At 71.6% G+C, this 19,796-nt stretch carries 16 protein-coding genes; 3 read left to right on the top strand and 13 right to left on the bottom strand.

Annotated elements, in window-relative coordinates:
* The first annotated feature begins 72 nt into the window (after positions 1 to 72).
* Entirely contained in the window at positions 73 to 684 is a 612-nt protein-coding gene (locus tag ESZ52_RS16195) for a TIGR03086 family metal-binding protein (RefSeq protein ID WP_131105831.1), read from the top strand.
* Positions 685 to 810: 126 nt separating this feature from the next.
* Here ESZ52_RS16195 and ESZ52_RS16190 read toward each other — a convergent pair whose 3' ends face one another.
* The 9 genes from ESZ52_RS16190 to ESZ52_RS16150 form a co-directional block, all read right to left on the bottom strand.
* The gene (locus tag ESZ52_RS16190; protein ID WP_131105830.1) at positions 811 to 1,791 is read right to left on the bottom strand and encodes a TIGR03885 family FMN-dependent LLM class oxidoreductase; all 981 of its coding nucleotides are present in this window, start codon (positions 1,789 to 1,791) and stop codon (positions 811 to 813) included.
* Positions 1,792 to 1,916: 125 nt separating this feature from the next.
* A complete protein-coding gene (locus ESZ52_RS16185; RefSeq protein WP_131105829.1) occupies positions 1,917 to 3,599 on the bottom strand; it encodes an alpha-amylase family protein in 1,683 nt (560 codons plus the stop codon).
* Between the two features lie 163 nt (positions 3,600 to 3,762).
* Positions 3,763 to 5,085 carry an SPFH domain-containing protein gene (locus ESZ52_RS16180; protein WP_131105828.1) on the bottom strand — a complete coding sequence of 441 codons (1,323 nt, stop codon included), beginning with the start codon at positions 5,083 to 5,085 and terminating at the stop codon, positions 3,763 to 3,765.
* Between the two features lie 25 nt (positions 5,086 to 5,110).
* Positions 5,111 to 5,608, bottom strand: a complete 498-nt coding sequence (locus ESZ52_RS16175; RefSeq protein WP_131105827.1) for an NfeD family protein — start codon at positions 5,606 to 5,608, stop codon at positions 5,111 to 5,113.
* Positions 5,609 to 5,776: 168 nt separating this feature from the next.
* Positions 5,777 to 7,000, bottom strand: a complete 1,224-nt coding sequence (gene metX, locus ESZ52_RS16170; RefSeq protein ID WP_131105826.1) for a homoserine O-acetyltransferase MetX — start codon at positions 6,998 to 7,000, stop codon at positions 5,777 to 5,779.
* Entirely contained in the window at positions 7,000 to 8,340 is a 1,341-nt protein-coding gene (locus ESZ52_RS16165) for a bifunctional o-acetylhomoserine/o-acetylserine sulfhydrylase (RefSeq protein WP_131105825.1), read from the bottom strand. Before ESZ52_RS16165 ends, metX begins: the two co-directional genes overlap by 1 nt.
* Positions 8,341 to 8,704: 364 nt before the next feature.
* A complete protein-coding gene (locus tag ESZ52_RS16160) occupies positions 8,705 to 10,720 on the bottom strand; it encodes a beta-propeller domain-containing protein (protein ID WP_181010046.1) in 2,016 nt (671 codons plus the stop codon).
* A gap of 181 nt (positions 10,721 to 10,901) precedes the next feature.
* Positions 10,902 to 12,668, bottom strand: a complete 1,767-nt coding sequence (locus ESZ52_RS16155) for a sodium:solute symporter family protein (protein ID WP_131105823.1) — start codon at positions 12,666 to 12,668, stop codon at positions 10,902 to 10,904.
* Positions 12,665 to 12,946 (bottom strand): DUF4212 domain-containing protein, encoded by a 282-nt coding sequence (locus ESZ52_RS16150; RefSeq protein WP_131105822.1) that lies wholly within the window; start codon positions 12,944 to 12,946, stop codon positions 12,665 to 12,667. The genes ESZ52_RS16155 and ESZ52_RS16150 overlap by 4 nt, the downstream gene beginning before the upstream one ends.
* A 194-nt stretch (positions 12,947 to 13,140) precedes the next feature.
* On the opposite strand from ESZ52_RS16150, the gene ESZ52_RS16145 reads away from it, so the two are divergent.
* A complete protein-coding gene (locus tag ESZ52_RS16145) occupies positions 13,141 to 13,578 on the top strand; it encodes a hypothetical protein (RefSeq protein ID WP_131105821.1) in 438 nt (145 codons plus the stop codon).
* 94 nt (positions 13,579 to 13,672) lie between these two features.
* Here ESZ52_RS16145 and ESZ52_RS16140 read toward each other — a convergent pair whose 3' ends face one another.
* Positions 13,673 to 14,257, bottom strand: a complete 585-nt coding sequence (locus tag ESZ52_RS16140; RefSeq protein ID WP_181010047.1) for a PspC domain-containing protein — start codon at positions 14,255 to 14,257, stop codon at positions 13,673 to 13,675.
* Between the two features lie 150 nt (positions 14,258 to 14,407).
* Here ESZ52_RS16140 and ESZ52_RS16135 point away from each other — a divergent pair, with 150 nt between their 5' ends.
* Entirely contained in the window at positions 14,408 to 15,658 is a 1,251-nt protein-coding gene (locus tag ESZ52_RS16135; RefSeq protein WP_181010048.1) for an ATP-grasp domain-containing protein, read from the top strand.
* Here the strand turns inward: ESZ52_RS16135 and murJ are convergent.
* The 3 genes from murJ to ESZ52_RS16120 all read right to left on the bottom strand — a co-directional run bounded on the left by murJ (position 15,574) and on the right by ESZ52_RS16120 (position 19,694).
* Entirely contained in the window at positions 15,574 to 17,103 is a 1,530-nt protein-coding gene (gene murJ, locus ESZ52_RS16130) for a murein biosynthesis integral membrane protein MurJ (protein WP_131105819.1), read from the bottom strand. The two genes, ESZ52_RS16135 and murJ, sit on opposite strands and share 85 nt — an antisense overlap.
* A gap of 16 nt (positions 17,104 to 17,119) precedes the next feature.
* Positions 17,120 to 18,514, bottom strand: coding sequence for a dihydrolipoyl dehydrogenase (gene lpdA, locus ESZ52_RS16125; protein ID WP_131105818.1), 1,395 nt, complete (start codon positions 18,512 to 18,514; stop codon positions 17,120 to 17,122).
* Positions 18,515 to 18,830: 316 nt separating this feature from the next.
* The gene (locus ESZ52_RS16120; protein WP_131105817.1) at positions 18,831 to 19,694 is read right to left on the bottom strand and encodes a PadR family transcriptional regulator; all 864 of its coding nucleotides are present in this window, start codon (positions 19,692 to 19,694) and stop codon (positions 18,831 to 18,833) included.
* Positions 19,695 to 19,796 lie beyond the last annotated feature (102 nt).

Genomic DNA, 19,796 nt, shown 5'->3' with positions numbered 1-19,796 from the left:
CAGCTCCTCGGAGGTCCCGGGCGCTGCAGCACAGGTAGCCCCGTCCCGCGCTCCCGTGGCAGGGTGGCAGGCATGGCCGATCTGACCTCGTCGATGGCCCGGCAGGTGCTGGGCGCGGCGGCTGCCGGGGTGAGCGACGTGGTGCGGCTGCTGCCGTCCGACGCTGGTGATCCGGTATGGCGTCGCCCGACACCGTGCGCGGACTGGGACCTGCGCACCCTGCTCAACCACCTGACCGCCGAGCACCTCTGGGTCCCCCGGCTCCTGGCTGGCGAGACCTTGGCCGAGGTCGGGGACGACTACGACGGGGACGTCCTGGGCTCCGACCCGCCCGCGGCGTGGGAGGACGCCATCACGCGCTCGCTGCTGGCGTGGGCGCAGGTGGATGACGAGACGGTGCAGATCCAGATGTCCTTCGGGCCGGTGACCCGGCACGAGTACGCCCAGCAGATGGTCGTGGACCTCGTCGTGCACGGCTGGGACCTCGCGCGGGGCGCCGGCCTGCCCTACGACCCCGCCCCGGCGGCGGTGCAGGAGGCGCTGGACTACGAGCGTCCCCGGCTGGAGGGCGGAGAGGGCTGGCCGGGCATCTTCGGCCGCGCGGTGCCGGTGCCGGAGGGCAACACCGAGCCGCTCGACGAGGTGGTGGCCCTCACCGGTCGCGACCCGCGCTGGGGCCGCTGACACCCTGGCCGTCTCCGGTCACCGAATGCTGCGGGCATGCCCGCCATCGCCGGTTCTGGCATGCACAGCCGCAGCATTCGACGAGTGCAGACCCCGCAGCAGACGACGAGTCCAGCGCCAGTGCCCTCAGCCGGCCCCTGCGCCCGACCCCGGCAGGACCTGCGGGAGCACGTGCTCGGCGAAGACGTCGATGAACTCCTCCTGCTCCTGACCCACGAAGTGCAGGTAGAGGTCGTCGAAGCCCAGCTCGGCATACTCCTGCAGCCACTCGACGTGCTGCGCCAGGTCGGCCGAGACCCTGACGGCCTCGCGCACCGCACCGGTGCCGACGTGCTCGGACATGATGTCGAAGGCGGCCGGCTGGGCGGTGTCGGAGTCGACGGGCTCGTCGAAGACGTTGCTGCGCCACTGGTCGTGGGCGATCCGCTCGGCCTCCTCCTCGGTCCGTGCCCAGGACAGGTGCACCTGGAGGGCGGCCGGCCCGGTGCCGCCGGCGTCGCGGTAGGCGGCGAGCAGGTCGCGCAGCACCTCGATCGGCTGGTTGAGGGTGATCAACCCCTCGGCCCAGGCGGCGACGCGGCTGGCGGACTCGACCGTGATCGCCGGGGCGAGCAGCGGGGGCACGGGGTCGGCGCGTTCCCAGATCTGGGCCTCGTGCACGCGGACGAGGCCGTCGTGGGAGACGGTCTCCCCGGCCAGCAGCCGCCGGATCACGTCGACGCACTCGTCCAGTCGCTGACTGCGCACCTCCTTGCGTGGCCAGAGGTCGCCGGTGACGTGCTCGTTCATGTTCTGCCCGCTGCCCAGCGCCACCCAGAACCGGCCGGGGAACATCTGACCCAGGGTGGCGATCCGCTGGGCGTGCACCACCGGGTGGTAGCGCTGCCCCGGGGCGCTGACGCACCCCAGCTCCAGGTCGGTGGTGGCCAGGGCCGCACCGAGCCAGGACCAGGTGTAGCCGGAGTGTCCCTGCCGCTCGCTCCACGGGGCGAGGTGATCGGAGCACATGGCCATCTGGAAGCCGGCGCGCTCCGCGTGCTGGACGTCGGCGAGCAGCTGGCGGGGCGAGATCTGCTCGTGCGAGGCGTGGAAGCCGATCCGGGTCATGTCACGCTCCTGTTCATTCGGGGTATGGGGTGCGGGTTATGCGGGACAGGTGCGGAGTACGCGTGGTCCGGGATGTGGGGTGACGCGGGCCTGGGGTGCAAGATCTGTCGACCAGGAGGGGTCGCTCACGGCACAGCCAGGTCACCGGCGGCCCGGACGCGGAGCCAGCGCAGCCCGTAGCCCTCCAGCGAGGACCGGGCGCGGGCACCCTCGGCGTCGACGACCTCGTGGGTCAACAGGTCCACGACCCGTGGCTCGGCACCGAAGCCCTCTACCGGCACGGTCACCGTGACCGGGTCCGGGTGCAGGTTGTGCAGCGCCACGACGGCGCTCTCGTCGAGCGAGAGCCGGTGGGCGAGCACCCCGTGCCCGGCGTCGTGCTCGAGGATGGACAGCTCACCCCAACCCAGCTCGGGGCAGGCCCGCCGGATCTCGATCAGCCGGCGCATCCAGGACAGCAGCGAGTCGGGGTCGTGCAGCTGGTCCTTGACGTTGACGTGCTCGGGACCGAAGCCGTCCGGCACGACGCGTTGGACCAACCGGGACGGGGGAGCGGAGGAGAAGCCGCCGTTCTTGGTGGCACTCCACTGCATCGGGGTGCGGACCGCCATCCGGCCCTCGGCATCGAGGTCCTCGCCCATCCCGATCTCCTCGCCGAAGTAGAGGGTCGGCGTGCCCGGCAGCGAGAACAGGAGCGAGTAGGCCATCCGGACCCGGCGCGGGTCGCCCTGGAGCATCGGCGGCAGGCGACGTTTCAGGCCGCGCCCGTAGACCTGCATCTCCTCCTCCGGGCCGAAGGCGGCGAAGACCTCCTGGAGCTCCTCGTCGGAGAGCTTGTCCAGGGTCAGCTCGTCGTGGTTGCGCAGGAAGGTGGCCCACTGGTTGGAGTGGTGCAGCGTCGGGCGCTCCTGCAGGGCCGTGACCAGCGGCCGGGCATCGGCCCGGGCCAGCGACAGGTAGGTCGCCTGCATCCCGATGAAGTCGAACTGCATGTGCAGCTCGTCGGCCGACGCGCCGCCGAAGAAGGCGAGCTGCTCCTCGTACGGCAGGTTGACCTCCCCGAGCAGCACCGCGTCACCCTTGCGGCGGTTGAGAAAGCCGCGCAGCTTGCGGGTGAAGGCGTGCGGGTCGACCACCTGGTCCGGGCCCTCCTTGCCCCCCTGCTGTCCGAAGAAGGGCACGCCGTCGACGCGGAAGCCGTCGAAGCCCAGCTCGAGCCAGAAACCGACGGCGCGCAGCAGCTCGTCGACGACCCTGGGATTGTCCAGGTTGAGGTCCGGCTGATGGCGGTAGAAGTGGTGCAGGTACCACTCGCCGGTCCCCTCGTCCTTGGTCCAGATCGAGTCCTCCTTGTCGGGGAAGACCACCTGGTCGGAGGTGTCGCCCGGCTCCTCGGAGCGCCAGATGTAGTAGTCGCGGTAGGGGTTCTTCGCCGGGTCGGCCTCGCGCCGGGAGGCCTTGAACCACGGGTGCTGGTCGCTGGTGTGGTTGACGACCAGGTCGGCCACGACCCGGATGCCCCGGTCGTGCGCCAGCCGGAGCAGCTCCACGACCCGGCCCAGGTCACCGAGGCGTTCGTCGACGCCCAGGTAGTCCTTGATGTCGTAGCCGTCGTCCCGGTCCGGGCTGGGGAAGAAGGGCATCAGCCACAGGCAGCTGATCCCGAGCTCGGCCAGGTAGTCGATGCGCTGCGCCAGGCCCTCGATGTCCCCGATCCCGTCGCCGTTGGCGTCCAGGAAGGTCTCGATGTCGAGGCAGTAGACGACGGCGCTCTTCCACCACAGGTCGCTGGTGTCGGTGATCCGCATACCCCCCACTCTGACGTGGGGCGCGGTGCCGCACAACCGAGGGGGGTATGCGGCGTCCCCCTGGCACGTCCCTGCCCGGCGCCGCTGAGCTCCGGGGGACACGGACGGGGCCGCGACCTGTGCAGGTCACGGCCCCGTCAGGGGTGATGCTGTGCGGGTGGGGTCAGCCCTGGCTCTGGTCCCAGGGCTTGCGCTCGCCCGCGGGACGCTCCCACGAGGTCGCGCCCGGCTGGTCGCGGTGCGCGGTCTGGGGCGGCGCCGCCTCGGACTGACCCTGCTCGGGCAGGTCGGGGACGACCTGCTCCTGCTGCGGCATCTGCCCCAGCTCGCGGGCCTGGTCCTGGTCGGCCTCGGCTCGCTGCTGCTGCGCGGCCTTGGCCTTGCGGGCTGCCTCGGCCACGGCGGCCTCGGCCTCCTTGCCGGAGCGCTGCTTGGTGGCACCCTCCGCGTCACGGGAGGCGTGGTCGGCCTCCTCGCGGGCGCGGCGCAGCGCCTCCTTGGGGTCCTCGAGCATAGGGGTGTCCAGGTCGTCCAGGCCGGAGTAGCCGGAGTCCGCGCGCAGACCGGCCGACGGGCCGTCCAGGTTGGCGCCGCTGCCGGAGCCGCTCCCGCCACCCAGCGCGTTCCCGATGCCGGAGAGTGCGGCGGTGAGCTCGGTGGGCACGACCCACATCTGGTTGGAGTCGCCCTTGGCGATCTCGGGCAGCATCTGCAGGTACTGGTAGGCCAGCAGCTTGCTGTCCGGGTTGCCCTTGTGGATGGCGTCGAAGACCTGCAGGATCGCACGGGCCTCACCCTGGGACTCCAGGATCGCCGACTGGGCGGTGCCCTCGGCGCGCAGGATCTGGGCCTGCTTCTCACCCTCGGCGGTGAGGATCTGGCTCTGCTTGACACCCTCGGCGTTCAGGATCGTCGCGCGGCGGTCACGCTCGGCGCGCATCTGCTTCTCCATCGAGTCCTGCACGGAGGCCGGCGGGTCGATGGCCTTCAGCTCGACGCGGTTGACGCGGATGCCCCAGCGGCCGGTGGCCTCGTCGAGGACCCCACGCAGCTGGCCGTTGATCATGTCGCGGCTGGTCAGCGTCTGCTCCAGGTCCAGGGAGCCGATGACGTTGCGCAGCGTGGTGACGGTCAGCTGCTCGATGCCCTGGATGTAGTTGGCGATCTCGTAGGTCGCCGCCTTGGGGTCGGTCGGCTGGAAGTAGATGACGGTGTCGATCGAGACGACCAGGTTGTCGCTGGTGATCACCGGCTGCGGCGGGAAGCTGACGACCTGCTCGCGCAGGTCGACCACCGAGCGGGGACGGTCGACGAAGGGGACGAGGAAGTGCAGGCCGGCGTCGAGGGTGCGGTCGTACTTACCCAGCCGCTCCACGATGACGGCAGTCGCCTGCGGGACGATGCGGATCGCCCGGGCGATCGCCACGACGACGAACAGCACTAAGAGGGCGACGACCGCCCAGACGATCACGGTGGTTGGTTCCATACTGCGTGTTCTCCTTGTATGACGTTCAGTCGTGGGGAGGGGCCGGAGGTGCGTCGAAGGGCTTGTCCTCGGGGGGTGCTGCGGTGACCACGGCGGTGGCGCCATCGATCTTCACCACGGTCACCAGCTCACCGGGCGCGTAGTGCGTCCCCTCCAGCTCGGCGCGGGAGGTCCAGTTCTCCCCGCGCAGCTTGATCAGGCCGGACCGGTCGGTGACCTCCTCGACCACCGTGGCGGTCAGCCCGATGTTGCCCTCGATCCCGAGGGTGGGGTCGCCCTTGCCCTCCAGGCGCAGGTACTTCAGCGCCACCGGGCGCAGGGCGAAGACGAACAGGCCGGCCGAGAGGCCGAAGAGGAGCACCTGCAGGATCAGCGGGATCCCGGCGCCGGCTGCGATCGCCGCAACCAGGGCTCCGAGGGCGAGCATGAGGAAGATGAGGTCGAGGGTGTTCATCTCGACGATGCCGAAGGCCAGGGCGGCCCCGACCCACCACAGCCATTGCGAGTCGCGCAACCACTCCATGGAGGCACTCCTTTCCCCGTCTCGTCCATCGATCCTACGTGGTGGACGCGTCACCCGCCCGGAAGGTTCCCGGCGGCTGCCCCACGCTTGTGCGAGAACGGTGTGTCACCACGGTCGTTCGAGCAACCGAGGTGACACACCGTTTGCGCACAGGCGTATGCGCCTCTCCTACCAGAGGCTGGGGCCGACCATGGCCGGTGCCGCACGTAGGGCACCGAGCGCCGCCGCTCGCGTCCCGCTCACCGCAGGCTCCTCCCGCTGGACGAGGTGCGCAGGCAAGGCATACTCACCGGGCGGCCGGGGGGACGCCGGCACCGGCGCGCTGGTCAGGGCACGGCGGATGATCCCGAAGACCTGCTCGGTCTCGATGAGGAAGGCGTCGTGGCCGTAGGGGGAGTCGATGACGGCCAGCTCCCGGCAGGCGGGGGCCGTGGCCACGACCTCACCGTCGCCGGGGGTGAACAGCCGGTCGCTGGACACCACGCCGACCGTGAGCTCGGCGGTGATCCGGCGCAGCGCCGCCTCCACGCCGCCCCGCCCGCGCCCGATGTCGTGGGAGACCATCGCCTCGGTCAGCACCAGGTAGGAGTTGGCGTCGAACCGGCGCACCAGCTTCTTGCCGTGGTGCTCCAGGTAGGACTGCACGGCATACCGGCCGCCGCGCAGCGGGTCCTCCCCCTCCTGCGCGGAGTGTCCGAAGCGCAGCTCGAGCTCCGGCGCCGACCGGTAGGTGGTGTGGGCGATCTGCCGGGCGATCTCCAGCCCGGCGCGGGGGCCGGGGCCGGGGTAGTAGTCGCCGCCGTGGAAGGCCGGGTCGAGCCGGATCGCGTGCAGCTGCGGCACCGACCAGGCGATCTGGTCGGCGGTGGCCCGGGCGCCCGCGGCGAGCGCGACGCACCGCCGGACGCGGCCCGGGTAGCTCACCGCCCACTCCAGGGACCGCATACCCCCGACCGATCCGCCCACGACCAGGGCGAAGGAGCGGATGCCCAGGGCGTCGGCCAGCAGCGCCTCGGCCCGCACCTGGTCGCGGACCGTGATCCGGGGGAAGGTGCTGCCGTAGGGGCGGCCGTCCGGTGCGGGCGAGGACGGTCCGGTCGTGCCGCGGCAGCCGCCGAGCACGTCCGGCGCGACGACGAACCACTCGTCCGTGTCCAGCGGCGCGCCGGGCCCGATCAGCCCGGGCCACCAGCCGGGAGTGGGCTGGTCCGGCCCGCGCTCGCCGACGACGAGGCTGTCGCCGGTGAGCGCGTGCAGGACCAGCACCGCGTTGTCCCCGGCCTCGTTGAGCCGTCCCCAGGTCCGGTAGCTGACCCGGACGCCCTCGAGGGTCTGCCCGGAGTCCAGCTGCAGGTCACCGACGGGGTGGGTGCGGCGGCGGGAGGCGGTCATCAGGCTGCCTTGGCGTCCCCGGTGACCTCCGCCGCGGCCGCGAAGCCGATCTCCAGGTCGGCCAGGATGTCCTCGATGCCCTCGATGCCGACGGCCAGGCGGACCAGCCCGGGGGTGACGCCGGCGGCGCGCAGCGCCTCCTCGTTCAGCTGGCTGTGGGTCGTCGAGGCGGGGTGGATCACCAGGGAGCGGACGTCGCCGATGTTGGCGACGTTGCTGTGCAGCTGGAGCGCGGAGACGAACGCCTTGCCGGCGTCCACGCCACCCTTGATCTCGAAGGCCAGGACCGCGCCGGGGCCCTTGGGCAGGTACTTCTGGGCCAGGTCGTAGGAGGGGTGCTCAGGGAGCCCGGCGTAGACCACGTGCTCGACCTGCTCGTGCCCGGTCAGCCACTGCGCCACCTGCTGCGCGTTCTGCACGTGCCGGTCCAGGCGCAGCGACAGCGTCTCGATGCCCTGGGCGATGAGGAAGGCATTGAACGGGGAGATCGCCGGGCCGATGTCGCGCAGCAGCTGCACCCGGGCCTTGAGGATGTAGGACAGGTTGGCGCCGAAGATGCCGTCCTTGCCGAGCGTCTCGGCGTAGACGAGCCCGTTGTAGGACGGGTCGGGGGTGGTGAAGCCGGGGAACTTGTCCCCCACGCCGTAGTCGAAGTTGCCGCTGTCGATGATGGCGCCCGCGATCGAGGTGCCGTGACCGCCGAGGTACTTCGTGGCCGAGTGGACCACGACGTCCGCACCGTGCTCGATCGGCCGGGAGAGGTAGGGGGTCGCGATCGTGCTGTCCACGACGAGCGGCACCCCTTCCTCGTGCGCGACGTCGGCCACGGCCCGCACGTCCAGCACCTCACCGCTGGGGTTGGAGACGGTCTCGCCGAAGAAGGCCTTGGTGTTGGGCCGCGACGCCGCGCGCCAGGACTCCGGGTCCGTCGGGTCCTGCACGAAGCTCACCTCGATGCCCAGCTTGGGCAGGGTGTGGGCGAACAGGTTCTGCGTGCCGCCGTAGAGGCTGGGCGAGGAGACGATGTGGTCCCCGGCGCCGGCGAGGTTGAGGATCGCCAGGGTGATCGCGGAGGAGCCAGATGCGGTCAGCAGCGCTCCGACTCCGCCCTCCAGGTCGGCCAGCCGGTTCTCCACGACCTCCTGGGTCGGGTTGGTGATCCGGGTGTAGATCGGCCCGAGCTCGGCCAGCGAGAACCGGTTGGCGGCCTGGTCGGCGTCGTCGAAGACGTAGGAGGTGGTCTGGTAGATCGGCAGCGCGCGCGACCCGGTCTGCGAGTCGGGGGTCTGGCCGGCGTGGATCTGGCGGGTCGTGAAGTCGCTGTAGCTGTAGCTGGACATGGGTGCTCCTGGGTGCTCTGGGAGGGGGACTCTCGGGAAGGGTGGGGCAGGGTGGCGTGAAGGTCACTCTGCTGAGTCCCGCCAGGGCGCGGAGCCGGTATGCCGTGCCGGTGGGCACGGTGCGCGTCGGTGCGTCAGGCTGCGAGGTCAGGACTCAGCAGCGACGCATTCGGCGACGCGGGGGGATCGGCATGGCCTATGTCTAACCCAGGTGCATGAGCGAAGTCAATTCGTTGAGAGGGGACTATAGGCGCTGTTCATTGCATGATCTTCGGGTAGCAAGGACGGCTCTGAAGGATCGTCCGGGTTCTGCCCTCCTGTCGGGATATTGCCCCGGACTGGGGGGACCCCGACAAATATTCGGTCAGAGCCGGACCGTGGCGTGCTCCTCCAGGGTGGTGAGGTCCACTGCCCGCAGGGTCGAGTCCGTCAGCACCCACAGGAGGCCGTCGATGACGAGCGTGCGGGAGGCGTACTCCCAGCCGGTGGCGTCGGAGCCGCCCACCCGCAGCTCCGGCCCCTTGTGCACCTGGTCGCCGATGAGTCTCGCGCTGGTCACCCCGGTCCAGCTGTTGTGCTCGGACCACACCTCGACGGGGAGGAACACCTGCCCGGTCGCCGTCCAGTGGCGGAAGGCTCGGTGGTCGTACTCCGCCCCGGAGTAGTAGTCCGGCCACATCACCTGCGAGACCCGGACGGGGTCGCCGGGGTTGGAGACGTCGAAGACCGACAGCTGCAGCCCGGTGGTGCGGCCGTCCTCCGTGGCGTCCTGTCCCAGGCCCAGCAGACGTCCGTCGCCGGCCGGGTGCAGGTAGGTCGAGTAGCCCGGGATCTTCAGCTCGCCGGCCACCACCGGGGCTGTGGGGTCGGAGGTGTCGACCAGGTAGAGCGGGTCGGTCTCGCGGAAGGTCACGACCGCCGCCAGGTCGGGAGAGAGGTAGCGGACGGCCTTGATCCGTTCGGTGGGGCCAAGGTCGTCCACCCGGCCGGTCTGCACCAGCTCGCGCCCCTGCTCCGCAAGCATCACGAGCGAGCTGCTCGAGGGCGCCTCCTGGGTGGCCTCCAGGGTGGTCGCCACCCGGATGACTCCGTCGGTCTCGTCGAGCGCGAACTGGTTGCGCAGCTGTCCCGTCACCCGGCCCGAGGCCAGGTAGTCCGTGCGGCCGTCCGGTCCCAGCTCGAAGGCGTGCAGCGCCGTGCTCGGCTGTTCCATCCGGACGTCCGCGCCAGTCATGGCCTCGACCGGCCGCGCGTCCCAGGCCGAGGTCGCGACGAGGAGGCGGTCCGCCGAGGCGTACACGGTCGAGCCGGTGGCCACGAGGCCGGTGGCGGAGGTCGGCCGGGGCTCACCCGAGAGGTCCAGGGTCAGCACGGACACGGTGGACAGGCCGGAGAACTCCGGCGGCCGCGCGACGTCCGTGCACGGCACGGCCAGCTCGGTCGCTGCGCTGCCGGTCCCTCCACCGCCACTGCCCGTGAGGACCTGCAGGTGCGGAAGCCAGGCGTCCAGGGTCGACTCCTCGATGATGCGCCGGTTGGAGGCCGTGGCTTCCTCCTCGGCGGTCAGGCTGCCGTCGCGGGGCTGGACGAAGCTCAGCCCGGGCGGCTCGGTCACCATGACCACGCGGGCGGTCCCGTCGTGCATCCGGGCCGAGCGGTAGCCGCCCTCGAGCCGCATACCGCCGAGGACGGAGGGGGCCGCCGGGTCCGTCACGTCGACCAGGGTGAGCACGGTCCGTTGCGGGGGGAAGGCGGGCCAGGTCGTCGCACCGTCGACGGCGGCCCCGTCACCGCCCCACTCGGTCCACTCGGTCGTCAGGACCAGGGCCCGACCCGTCTCCCGGTCCAGCAGCAGCTCGCTGTGCCCCTCGCGCCGGTGGGGCAGCTCGACCGCTCCCACCCGGGTAGCGCTCGCGGCGTCCACGACGACGAGCCGGCCCGCGCTGACGGTGACGATGATCTCGCCGTCGGTCTGCACCAGATCGGGCTCCTCGACCCCCTCGCTCTGGTTGTTGGTGCCGGAGTAGTCACCCCCCGCTCCCGCATCACTCACCGCCGCGGCCTCACTGCCGGCGTCGCCCGCCTCCCCTGCGACGCCCGCGTCGAGCATGGCGTCATCCACCGGCCACGGTCCGCTGCCGCCCCAGCCATAGTGAGAGCCGAGCCCCCAGGGCCCCACCTGCGCCAGGGCGTGCTGCTGAAAGTAGTCCAGCAGCTCCTCGCAGGACCCGAAGTCCTCCAGCTGCACAGCAGCCCCCGCTGCCGGTGGGGCGACGAGGTCGGCCGGGGTGCACGCCGCGACAGCGACGCCGGCGACCAGCGGTGCCACCAGGGCGAGGGGGAGGGCCAGGGGCCTGCGTGACCGGGTGTGCTGCGCCATCATCCGCTCCTGCCGCGAGATCGATGGGGGTAGGACGCCGGCGGTGCGGGCAAGGTTCCGTCCTCGCGCCAGGCAGACGGGTGAGCGCGCCCGCATGACGCGGAGGAGCCGGCCCCCGGAGGTGGGGACCGGCTCCTCTGTGGTGTGCCGTCGGTGTTGTGCGGTCAGCGGGTGGGGCGGGTCAGTGCTCCGGTCCCGTGTCGCGGTCGGGCCGCGCCGCGTGCGCACCGCCCGTCTCCGAGGTACCCGTGGACAGGTCGTCCAGCTGACCCTCGGCGTGGGCGACGACCAGCTCGGAGCGGCCGGGGTAGCGGACGTCCTCGACGACCTGCTGCATCAGCTCGCTCGGCTTCGGCGTGAACTGGCTGACGATGAGGATGGTCAGCAGGTTCAGGATCATGCCGATCGTCCCGACACCGGTGGCCGGGATGTCGAAGATCGGGTCGTTGCCGAAGAAGGTGGGCAGGGTCCACAGCTGGTAGCCCAGCGTGAAGACGATGCCGACCGTCATCCCGCACGCCGCTCCGATGGCGGTCGCCTTCTTCCAGAAGATCCCCAGGAAGAGGATCGGGAAGAAGCTCGACGCCGCCAGCCCGAAGGCCAAGGCGACCACCTCCGCCACGAACCCGGGCGGGTTGATGCCCAGGTAGCCCGCGACGAGGATGGCCGCGGCCATCGCGAGCCGGCCGACCAGGAGCTGGCGGGCCTCGGTGGCCTGCGGGTTGATCCGCTTGTAGTAGATGTCGTTGGCCACGGAGCTGGAGATGACCAGCAGCAGACCCGAGGCCGTCGACAGGGCAGCCGCCAGGCCACCCGCGGCGACGAGGCCCACGATCGGGGCCGGCAGGCCGGCGATCTCCGGCGTCGCGAGCACCACGATGTCGTTGTTGATGATCAGCTCGGTGCCGGGTCCGAGCCCGATGCCGGCGACGTCGATGATGCCGTTGGCGTTGAGGTCGTTGACCTCGATGAGGCCGACCTCCATCCAGCTGTCGAACCAGGCAGGTGTCTCGTCCACGGCGGTGCCGGGGATGGTGTTCAGCACGTTGTACTTGCTGAAGGCGCCGACCGCCGGGGCCACGGTGTAGAGCAGGGCGATGAAGAACAGCGCCCACAGCGCCGAGTAGCGCGCCGCCCGCACCGACCGGGCGGTGTAGAACCGGACGATGACGTGGGGCAGCCCGGCGGTGCCGAACATCAGCGCGGCCGTGATGAGGATCATGTTCAGCATCGAGGTCTGGGTGAAGGCCTCGGTGTAGGCCTCGATGCCCAGGTCCCGCTGCAGCCCGTCCAGGTCGTCCAGGATCGCGCCGAAGCCGATCTGCGGCAGCGGGTTGCCGGCCAGCTGCAGCGAGATCGCGACCGCCGGGATCAGGTAGGCGATGATCAGCACGGTGTACTGCGCCGCCTGGGTCCAGGTGATGCCCTTCATCCCGCCGAGCACGGCGTAGGTGAAGACGATCGCCATCCCGATGATCACGCCCCAGGTCGCGTCCACGCCCAGGAAGCGCTGGAAGACCACGCCGACACCGGACATCTGGCCGGCGACGTAGACGAAGGAGACGACCAGGGCGCAGATGACGGCGACCAGGCGCGCCGTCTCGTTGTAACGGTCCCCGACGAACTCGGGGACCGTGTACTTACCGAACTTGCGCAGGTAGGGCGCCAGGAGCATGGCCAGCAGCACGTAGCCACCGGTCCAGCCCATGAGGAAGACCGAGCCGGCGTAGCCGTTCTGGGAGAAGGCGATGATGCCGGCCATCGAGATGAACGACGCCGCGCTCATCCAGTCCGCCGCGATCGCCGCGCCGTTGGCGGGAGCGGGGATGCCACCGCCCGCGACGTAGAAGCCAGCCGTGTCGGAGACCCGGCTGCGGTAGGCGATCCAGATGTAGAAGGAGAAGGTGAGGACGACGAAGATCAGGGTCCACAGCTGCGTGCTGGTCATCCGTGATGCACCTCCTGCTCGTACTCGGTGATGCCGAACTCGGCGTCGAGCTTGTCCATCCGCCAGACGTAGATCGCGATCAGGATGAGGAAGGTGATGATCGAACCCTGCTGGGCGAACCAGAAGCCGAGCGGGATCCCGAAGAGGGAGATGTTGTTGAGCGGTTCCACGAAGATGATCCCGGCGCCGAAGGACACCAGGGCCCAGATGACCAGAAGTATGCCCATCAGCCGCAGATTGCGTTTCCAGTACCGTTGTCGTTGTTCGACGTCGAGCATCGAGCCTCCTTGCTCGGGGTGCGGATGGGCGGCGGGTGCCGCGCTTGGCCACACAACCGAGCCGCTCAGCACCCGGTCAAGGGTGACCCTCCGCAGCCGCGCCGAACGGCGGGTCCGACACGCCGAACGGTAGGGCGGTGCGGTGAACGGTACGGCCGCATTCCTGCCGCCTGCGGCGCGTTAGGGTGCGGTCCATGCGACGGCGACCCCCCGGACGGATGCGGCTCCTGGGCGCTGGGGCCCTCATGGCGCTCGGCGGCTGGCTGCCCTGGCTCTACACCGAGCTGGGCACTGTCAGCGGTGCCGTCGGGCTGTCACGGACCCTGGTCCTGGGGGTGGCCCCTGGCCTGTGGGTCTTCTACTTCGCGCTGCTCGCCGTCGCCGGTGGAATCCTGCCTCCACGTCTGCGGATGGCTGCGGTCGTCCAGGGCGTCATCGCGGGGGTCGTGGGTCTGGCCCTGCCGGTGTGGCAGGTGGTGCAGCTGCTCGGGTTGGTCGGGACCGAGGGGTGGATGCCCGGGCCGGGCCTGGTCATGAGCGCCTTCGGCGGGATCCTGGCCCTGACGGCCGCTCGTCAGCTGTCGAGGGTCGAGCCGGCGTCCGTGAGCCCGTCCCGAGGGCCCGCGACCTGAGCGGCCACGGAGGGTGAGCGGCCCCGGAGCTTGAGTGGTCACGCAGCCTGAGGCCCCGGGGACTGCCTCCCCCCGGGGCCTCAGGGTGCAGCGGTCAGGCGCTGGGGTGGCGCCGCCCCTGGGAGCCGCCCAGCTGGTGGAACAGCACCAGGGCCACCAGGCCGGCGGCGACCAGCAGCGGCCAGGTGTTGAGCACCCAGCTGAGCACGCCGAGCAGCGCGATCGCGCCCAGGCCGAGGATCACCAACGACCGCGGGCGGCCGTCGCACAGCGCCCGTTCGGCGTGGATGCCGCCGTCCTCGTCCGGCAGCAGCGCCCAGGCGAGCAGGTAGGCACCGACGACGGTGCCCGGCAGGAAGGCTGCGGCCACCGCGATCACCCGGACCGCGACGACCGAGAGGCCGGTGGACCGGGCGATGCCGGCGCACAGGCCGCCGAGCACGCCCCGGGTGCCGTCCCGGCGCACCGGGGAGCGCCGCAGGATGGCGAACAGTCGGTGGAAGCCGGTCGCGCCGTCGCCGGCCGGGCTGGCGTCCTCCGGGCCGTCACCGGTCGGGCGGTGGCCGGTCATCGGTCCGGTCAGGACCGGACCCGGCAGGGGCGGAGGGCCGCCGTCAGGGGCGCTGCCGGGCGTGGGGCCGAGGTCGAGAGGGGAGGAGGAGGTGAGGTGCTCGTTCATACCCCTCAGCCTGTCCTGATCCGCCCGCCCAGAGCAGCCGGTGCACCACCGGAACATCCGGGGGGATACCCCCCGCCGCGCCGCGCCTGCCATCCGACGTCGTCCGGCGAGCCTCCTTCCCCTGGCCAGTGCCATCTATATCGTGCCGGTATGGACCGCACCTGCCCTGGATCTGTGCTGGTCCTGGCGCACGTGCGGGACCGCGGCGCTCTCACCGCCGCCCGAGCGCTGCGGGCCGCCGGCTGGCGCGTCGACGCCGGTTCGCCGCGTGCGGACGGTGGCCTGCTTGGCGCCTCGCGCGCCGTGGGCACGGTCCATGTCGTGCCCCGGCCGACCGAGGACAAGGACGCCTTCGTCTCCGCCGTGGAGCAGGCGCACCGGCTGGGCGGGTATGACGTGGTGTTCGGCTCGGGGGACGACTGGATGGCGGCCACCTCCTACCTGCAGGACAGGCTGCCCGTCCGGGTGGCGCACCCGCCGCCGGACGTCGTCGCCCGGGCGCTCGACAAGCTCGAGCTGGCACGGCTGGCCGCCGACGTCGGGCTCGCAGCGCCGTGGACCGCCTCCGCCGAGCCGGTGAGCATCGAGGAGACTCCGCTGCCGGTCGTGGTCAAGAACCGGTGGCACTGGGTCCCCGACCGCAGCCGTCGACACCGGGTGGAGACGCGGATCTGCCGGACCCGCGAAGGTCTGCGCGAGCACCTGGCGGGCTTCTCGCACGAAGGTGACGAGCCGGTGCTGCAGGAGCACATCGAGGGCGGGCTCGGCGCACTCATCGGGGTGATGCACGAGGGGCGGCTCCTGGGGCGGGTGCAGCAGGTCTCGCCCTGCTTGTGGCCCACGCCGACGGGTGCCTCCGCCCGGGCGCGCACCGTGCCCGTCGACCCCGACCTCGCCGGACGCTCCGAGGAGTTCCTGCGCAGGCTGGGGTGGACCGGGCTGGTCGAGCTGCAGTTCCTCATCGACGACGACGCGGTGCACCACCTCATCGACGTCAACGGACGCTTCTTCGGGTCGTTGGCGCTCAGCGAGAGCGCGCGACCCGGCCTCGTCGACGCGTGGGCCCGCTCGGCGATCGGCGCACCGGTCCCCGAGCTGGGAGACGGTCAGGCTGGCCTGCGCTACCACTGGCTGCCGGGGGACCTGCGCCGCGCGGTCGCCGAGCGGCGCGGCGGGCTGGTCCACGACGTCTGGGACAGTGTGCGCTGGGGCGTCGGCGCCCGGCACAGCGTGGCCCGGATGGGCGACCCACGGCCGGCGCTGCACCTGCTGGCCGGCCGGTGGGCGGACCGGGGTGACAGCACCGCGCCGGAGTCTCACCCCCGCGAGCGCAGCCGGGAGATGACCTCTCCCGCGATCCGCCGCTCGGGGGCGCGCAGCGCCACCAGGGTCAGCTGGTAGGAGCCGGCCGACACCACCGCGGCCAGGACGAGCACCTGCCACGCCGTGGGCAGGGCCAGGCCACGCACCGCCAGCCCGGTGACGACGGCGGCGACGAGCGTGGCCGCTCCGGTCCGGAGCACCAGCAGGCCGGCCTCCCGGGCCGGCAGCAGTCGGTGCCGTACGTGGGCCAGGCGGGCGATGAGCAGGACCGCGACGACCATCGACAGGGACGTGGCCAGCGCGATGCCGGCCACGCCCCATACCCGCGCCAGGGCGAGCGTGCCGACGACGTTGACCACCATCGCGACGACCCCGATCCTCACCGGTCCGCGGGTGTCCCCCACGGCGTAGCAGGCGCTCACCAGCACCTGCCGGCAGGCGAGCGCGAACAGGCCAGGCAGGAAGCAGACCACGGCGAGCGCGGTGAGCCGCACCGCCTCCGCGTCGAAGGCGCCCCGGCCGAAGGCGAGCGCCACCGTCTCCTCGGAGGCGACGAGCAGCACCACCGACACGGGAGCGAGCAGGGTCAGGCCCACCGTCAGCCCACGGCCCACGAGATGTCGCATGCGGGCAGGGTCCTGGGCGGCGGCGCCCATGGCGGGGTAGAGCGGCGCGACCAGGGCGGCGACGACGAGCATCTCGGGCAGGTTGACGAGCCGCCAGCCCAGGAAGATCGCCGTGACCGCGCCGTCCCCCACGGTCGAGGCGACCGCCCGGTCCACCAGGGTGTTGACGTTGAGGACCGCCTGACCCACGACCAGCGGCGGCAGCAGCGCCCCCATCTCGCGCACGCCGGGGGAGCGTAGGTCCCAGCGGGGCCGCAGCGGCCAGCGGTGCCGGGTCGCGGCCCACACCTGGAGCGCCAGCCGGGCCAGCGAGCCGACCACGAAACCGATGGCCAGCGCGACGATGCCGTAGCGGGGGCCGAAGAACCCGGCCGCAGCGATCATCACGAGGTTGAACGGCACCCCCTGCAGGGCTCCCCACCGGAAGACGCCGTGCCCCTGGGCCAGCGAGACCAGCAGGTCCGTGGCGGCGACCAGCACCGTGGTGACCAGCACGATCCTGGTGAGCAGGACCAGCGTGCCGCTGGCCTCGGGCCCCAGGCCGGGGGCCAGCACCTGCGCGATGGGGGCGGCCGCCAGGCCCAGCACCACGCTGAGCGCGCCGATGACCACCACCGAGATGGTGAGCACCGTGTCGAAGCTGCGGTGCCCGTCGCACCGCTGCTCGTCCCTGGCCTCGCGGGCCAGGACCGGGGTGGAGGCACGGGTGAGCGAGGTGCCGAACAGCCCGAGAAGGATGTTGGCAAGGCCGAGCGCGACGAAGTAGGCGTCGAGCTCGGCCCCGGCCCCGTAGACCGCGGCGATGACCATGTCGCGGCCGAAGCCGAGGAGGGTCGAGACGCCGGTCAGGCCCGCGACGAGGAGGGCCGCCCGGCCGATGCTGGAGGACGCGGCCACCCGTGCGCGGCGAGGCCTAGAAGTTGATCATGTGGCCCGCGATGCCGTGCATGGCCTCCTTGAGGGCCTCCCCGAGCGTGGGGTGCGCGAAGACGACGCGGGAGACCTCGTCGGCGGTGAGGTCCCAGGTCTGCGCCACGTTCACGGCCGGCAGCAGCTCGGTGACGTCGGGACCGACCATGTGGGTGCCGAGGATCTCGTGGTGCTCGGCGTCGGCGACGACCTTGACGAAGCCGACGTTCGAGCCCAGGCCGGCGGCCTTGCCGTTGGCGCTGAACGGGAAGGTGGCGGTCTTGACCTCGTGACCGGCCTCCTTGGCCTGGTCCTCGGTCAGGCCCATGGAGGCGATCTGCGGGTGGCAGTAGGTGGCGCGGGGGATGAACCGGTAGTCGATCGGCATGGTCTCGGCGCCGGCGAGGGTCTCGGCGGCGACGATGCCCTGTGCCTCGGCGACGTGGGCGAGCATCAGCTTGGCGGTGACGTCGCCGATGGCGTAGACGCCGTCGACGTTGGTGCGCATGTAGTCGTCGATCGCGATCGCGCCGCGGTCGGTCAGCTCCACACCCGTGTTCTCCAGCCCGAAGCCCTCGGTGCGGGGCGCGAAGCCGATCGCGGACAGCAGCTTGTCGGCCTCCAGCACCTCGGTGTTGCCGTCCCGGCTGACCGTGACCTTCACACCGTCACCGGTGTCCTCCACCGACTCGACCTTGGTGCCGGTGTGTACCTTGACGCCGAGCTTCTTGTACTCCTTGGCCAGGAGCTTGGAGATCTCCGGCTCCTCCGAGGGGACCATCCGGTCCATGAACTCCACGATCGTCACGTCGACCCCGAAGTTGGCCATGACGTAGGCGAACTCCACGCCGATGGCGCCGGACCCGGCGATGACGATCGAGCCGGGCAGCTCCTCGTCGAGGATCTGCTCCTCGTAGGTGACGACGTTCTTGCTGACCTCGACGCCCGGGAGCATGCGGGTGACGGAGCCGGTCGCGATGATGAGGTTGTCGAAGGTCAGCTGCTGCTTCTCGCCGCCCTCGAGCTCGACGTCCATCGAGGTCGCCGAGGTGAGCGTGCCCCAGCCGTCCACCTCGGTGATCTTGTTCTTCTTCATCAGGAAGTGCACGCCCTTGACGATGCCGGCCGACACCTGGCGACTGCGCTTGTGCGTCGGGCCGTAGGACATCGTGACGTCGCCCTCGATGCCGTACTTCTTCTTCTCGTGCGTGAGGGTGTGCGCCAGCTCGGCGTTCTTCAACAAGGCCTTGGACGGGATGCAGCCGACGTTGAGGCACACGCCGCCCCAGTACTGCTTCTCGACGACGGCCACCTTCTTGCCCAGCTGGGACGCGCGGATCGCCGCGACATACCCACCGGGGCCGGCGCCCAGGACAACAACGTCATAGTGATCGGCCATGGGTGCAAGTATGCCGTCACCCGGGGGGCTGCCGCCCCCCGGGCACCCCCCGCCGTTCTCCCGACCCGGGGGGCTGCCGCCCCCCGGGCACCCCCCGCCGTTCTCCCGACCCGGGGGCTGCCGCCCCCGGGCACCCCCCGCCGTTCTCCCGACCCGGGGGCTGCCGCCCCCCGGGCACCCCCCGCCGTTCTCCCGACCCGGGGGCTGCCGCCCCCCGGGCACCCCCCGCCGTTCTCCCGACCCGGGGGGCTGCCGCCCCCGGGCACCCCCCGCCGTTCTCCCGACCCGGGGGGCTGCCGCCCCCCGGGCACGCGCCTCAGTCCTCGTCGACGATCTCGGCGTCGGTGATCTCGCCGTCCACGTCGGGGTCGAGATCGTCCTCGCCGTCAGCGCCGTACCCGCGCTCGTCCTCATCCCGGGCGACCTCGGCCTCGGCCAGCAGCCGGTACAGGTCGCGTCGGGTGCGGTCGAGGAGGTCGGCAGCCTCCCGCGAGAGCTGCTGGTCGCCGGCCTGGCCGACGGCCTGGGTAGCCATCGCCACGCTGCCCAGCGCCTTCCACAGCTGCGCGCCCCGCTCCCGACGCCCGCCGCCGTGACGGTCGTGGGTGTGGTGGCGGTTGTGCCGGTCATGAGCGCGTTCACCATCCCCGGCCCAGGCGCCCGACTCCTCGCCTGCCCACGGATCGTCCGGCTCCGCTCCGCCGGTGCCCATCCACGCCTGGCGGGGCAGGTCCGCGGCGGCGCGGCGACCGGCCTCGGTGAGCTGGTAGGCCTTGCGGCCGTCGACGTCGAGCTGCTCCACCAGCCCCTCGTCCTCCAGCAGGCTCAGCGCCGGATAGATCGCCCCCGAGCTGGGCTGCCAGGCACCGCCGGAGCTCTGGGCGATCTCCTGCATGAGCTGGTAGCCGTTCATCGGCTCGCGCTGCAGCAGGTGCAGGATCGCGTTGCGCACGTCCCCGCGGCGGGCCCGCCGACCCGAGCGCGGCCCCTGGCGCTGACCGGGCTGCGGAGGACGCGGCGGGCGCTGCCCCCAGGGGCTGCCGCCCCAGCCGCTGCCTGCCCAGCCGCCGCCGCCCTGGTTGCCGAAGACCTGGTTGAGCACGCCGTGGGGGCCGAAGATCTGGTCGGGATCGAAGCCGAAGCCGCCGAAGCCGCCGGGTCCTTGCTGTCGAGAGTTCATGTCGTTCAGAATGTCACGATCTGTCTTGATAGGTCAACGTCATAGCGATAACTGAATGAATGTGCGTTGGCTCACATATTCATGCAGGGGGTTGACGCCGCG

This window comes from Ornithinimicrobium sufpigmenti, assembly GCF_004322775.1.
In the GTDB taxonomy this organism is placed as follows: domain Bacteria; phylum Actinomycetota; class Actinomycetes; order Actinomycetales; family Dermatophilaceae; genus Ornithinicoccus; species Ornithinicoccus sufpigmenti.
Note: the sequence above shows the minus strand (reverse complement) of the source record. Positions and strands in the feature narration are given on the sequence as shown.

Excerpts from the sequence above, each read along its gene's own strand:
- ESZ52_RS16195 (WP_131105831.1), top strand. The coding sequence starts at position 73 with ATGGCCGATCTGACCTCGTCGATGGCCCGGCAGGTGCTGGGCGCGGCG.
- ESZ52_RS16190 (WP_131105830.1), bottom strand. The coding sequence starts at position 1,791 with ATGACCCGGATCGGCTTCCACGCCTCGCACGAGCAGATCTCGCCCCGC.
- ESZ52_RS16185 (WP_131105829.1), bottom strand. The coding sequence starts at position 3,599 with ATGCGGATCACCGACACCAGCGACCTGTGGTGGAAGAGCGCCGTCGTC.
- ESZ52_RS16180 (WP_131105828.1), bottom strand. The coding sequence starts at position 5,085 with ATGGAACCAACCACCGTGATCGTCTGGGCGGTCGTCGCCCTCTTAGTG.
- ESZ52_RS16175 (WP_131105827.1), bottom strand. The coding sequence starts at position 5,608 with ATGGAGTGGTTGCGCGACTCGCAATGGCTGTGGTGGGTCGGGGCCGCC.
- metX (WP_131105826.1), bottom strand. The coding sequence starts at position 7,000 with ATGACCGCCTCCCGCCGCCGCACCCACCCCGTCGGTGACCTGCAGCTG.
- ESZ52_RS16165 (WP_131105825.1), bottom strand. The coding sequence starts at position 8,340 with ATGTCCAGCTACAGCTACAGCGACTTCACGACCCGCCAGATCCACGCC.
- ESZ52_RS16160 (WP_181010046.1), bottom strand. The coding sequence starts at position 10,720 with ATGGCGCAGCACACCCGGTCACGCAGGCCCCTGGCCCTCCCCCTCGCC.
- ESZ52_RS16155 (WP_131105823.1), bottom strand. The coding sequence starts at position 12,668 with ATGACCAGCACGCAGCTGTGGACCCTGATCTTCGTCGTCCTCACCTTC.
- ESZ52_RS16150 (WP_131105822.1), bottom strand. The coding sequence starts at position 12,946 with ATGCTCGACGTCGAACAACGACAACGGTACTGGAAACGCAATCTGCGG.
- ESZ52_RS16145 (WP_131105821.1), top strand. The coding sequence starts at position 13,141 with ATGCGACGGCGACCCCCCGGACGGATGCGGCTCCTGGGCGCTGGGGCC.
- ESZ52_RS16140 (WP_181010047.1), bottom strand. The coding sequence starts at position 14,257 with ATGAACGAGCACCTCACCTCCTCCTCCCCTCTCGACCTCGGCCCCACG.
- ESZ52_RS16135 (WP_181010048.1), top strand. The coding sequence starts at position 14,408 with ATGGACCGCACCTGCCCTGGATCTGTGCTGGTCCTGGCGCACGTGCGG.
- lpdA (WP_131105818.1), bottom strand. The coding sequence starts at position 18,514 with ATGGCCGATCACTATGACGTTGTTGTCCTGGGCGCCGGCCCCGGTGGG.
- ESZ52_RS16120 (WP_131105817.1), bottom strand. The coding sequence starts at position 19,694 with ATGAACTCTCGACAGCAAGGACCCGGCGGCTTCGGCGGCTTCGGCTTC.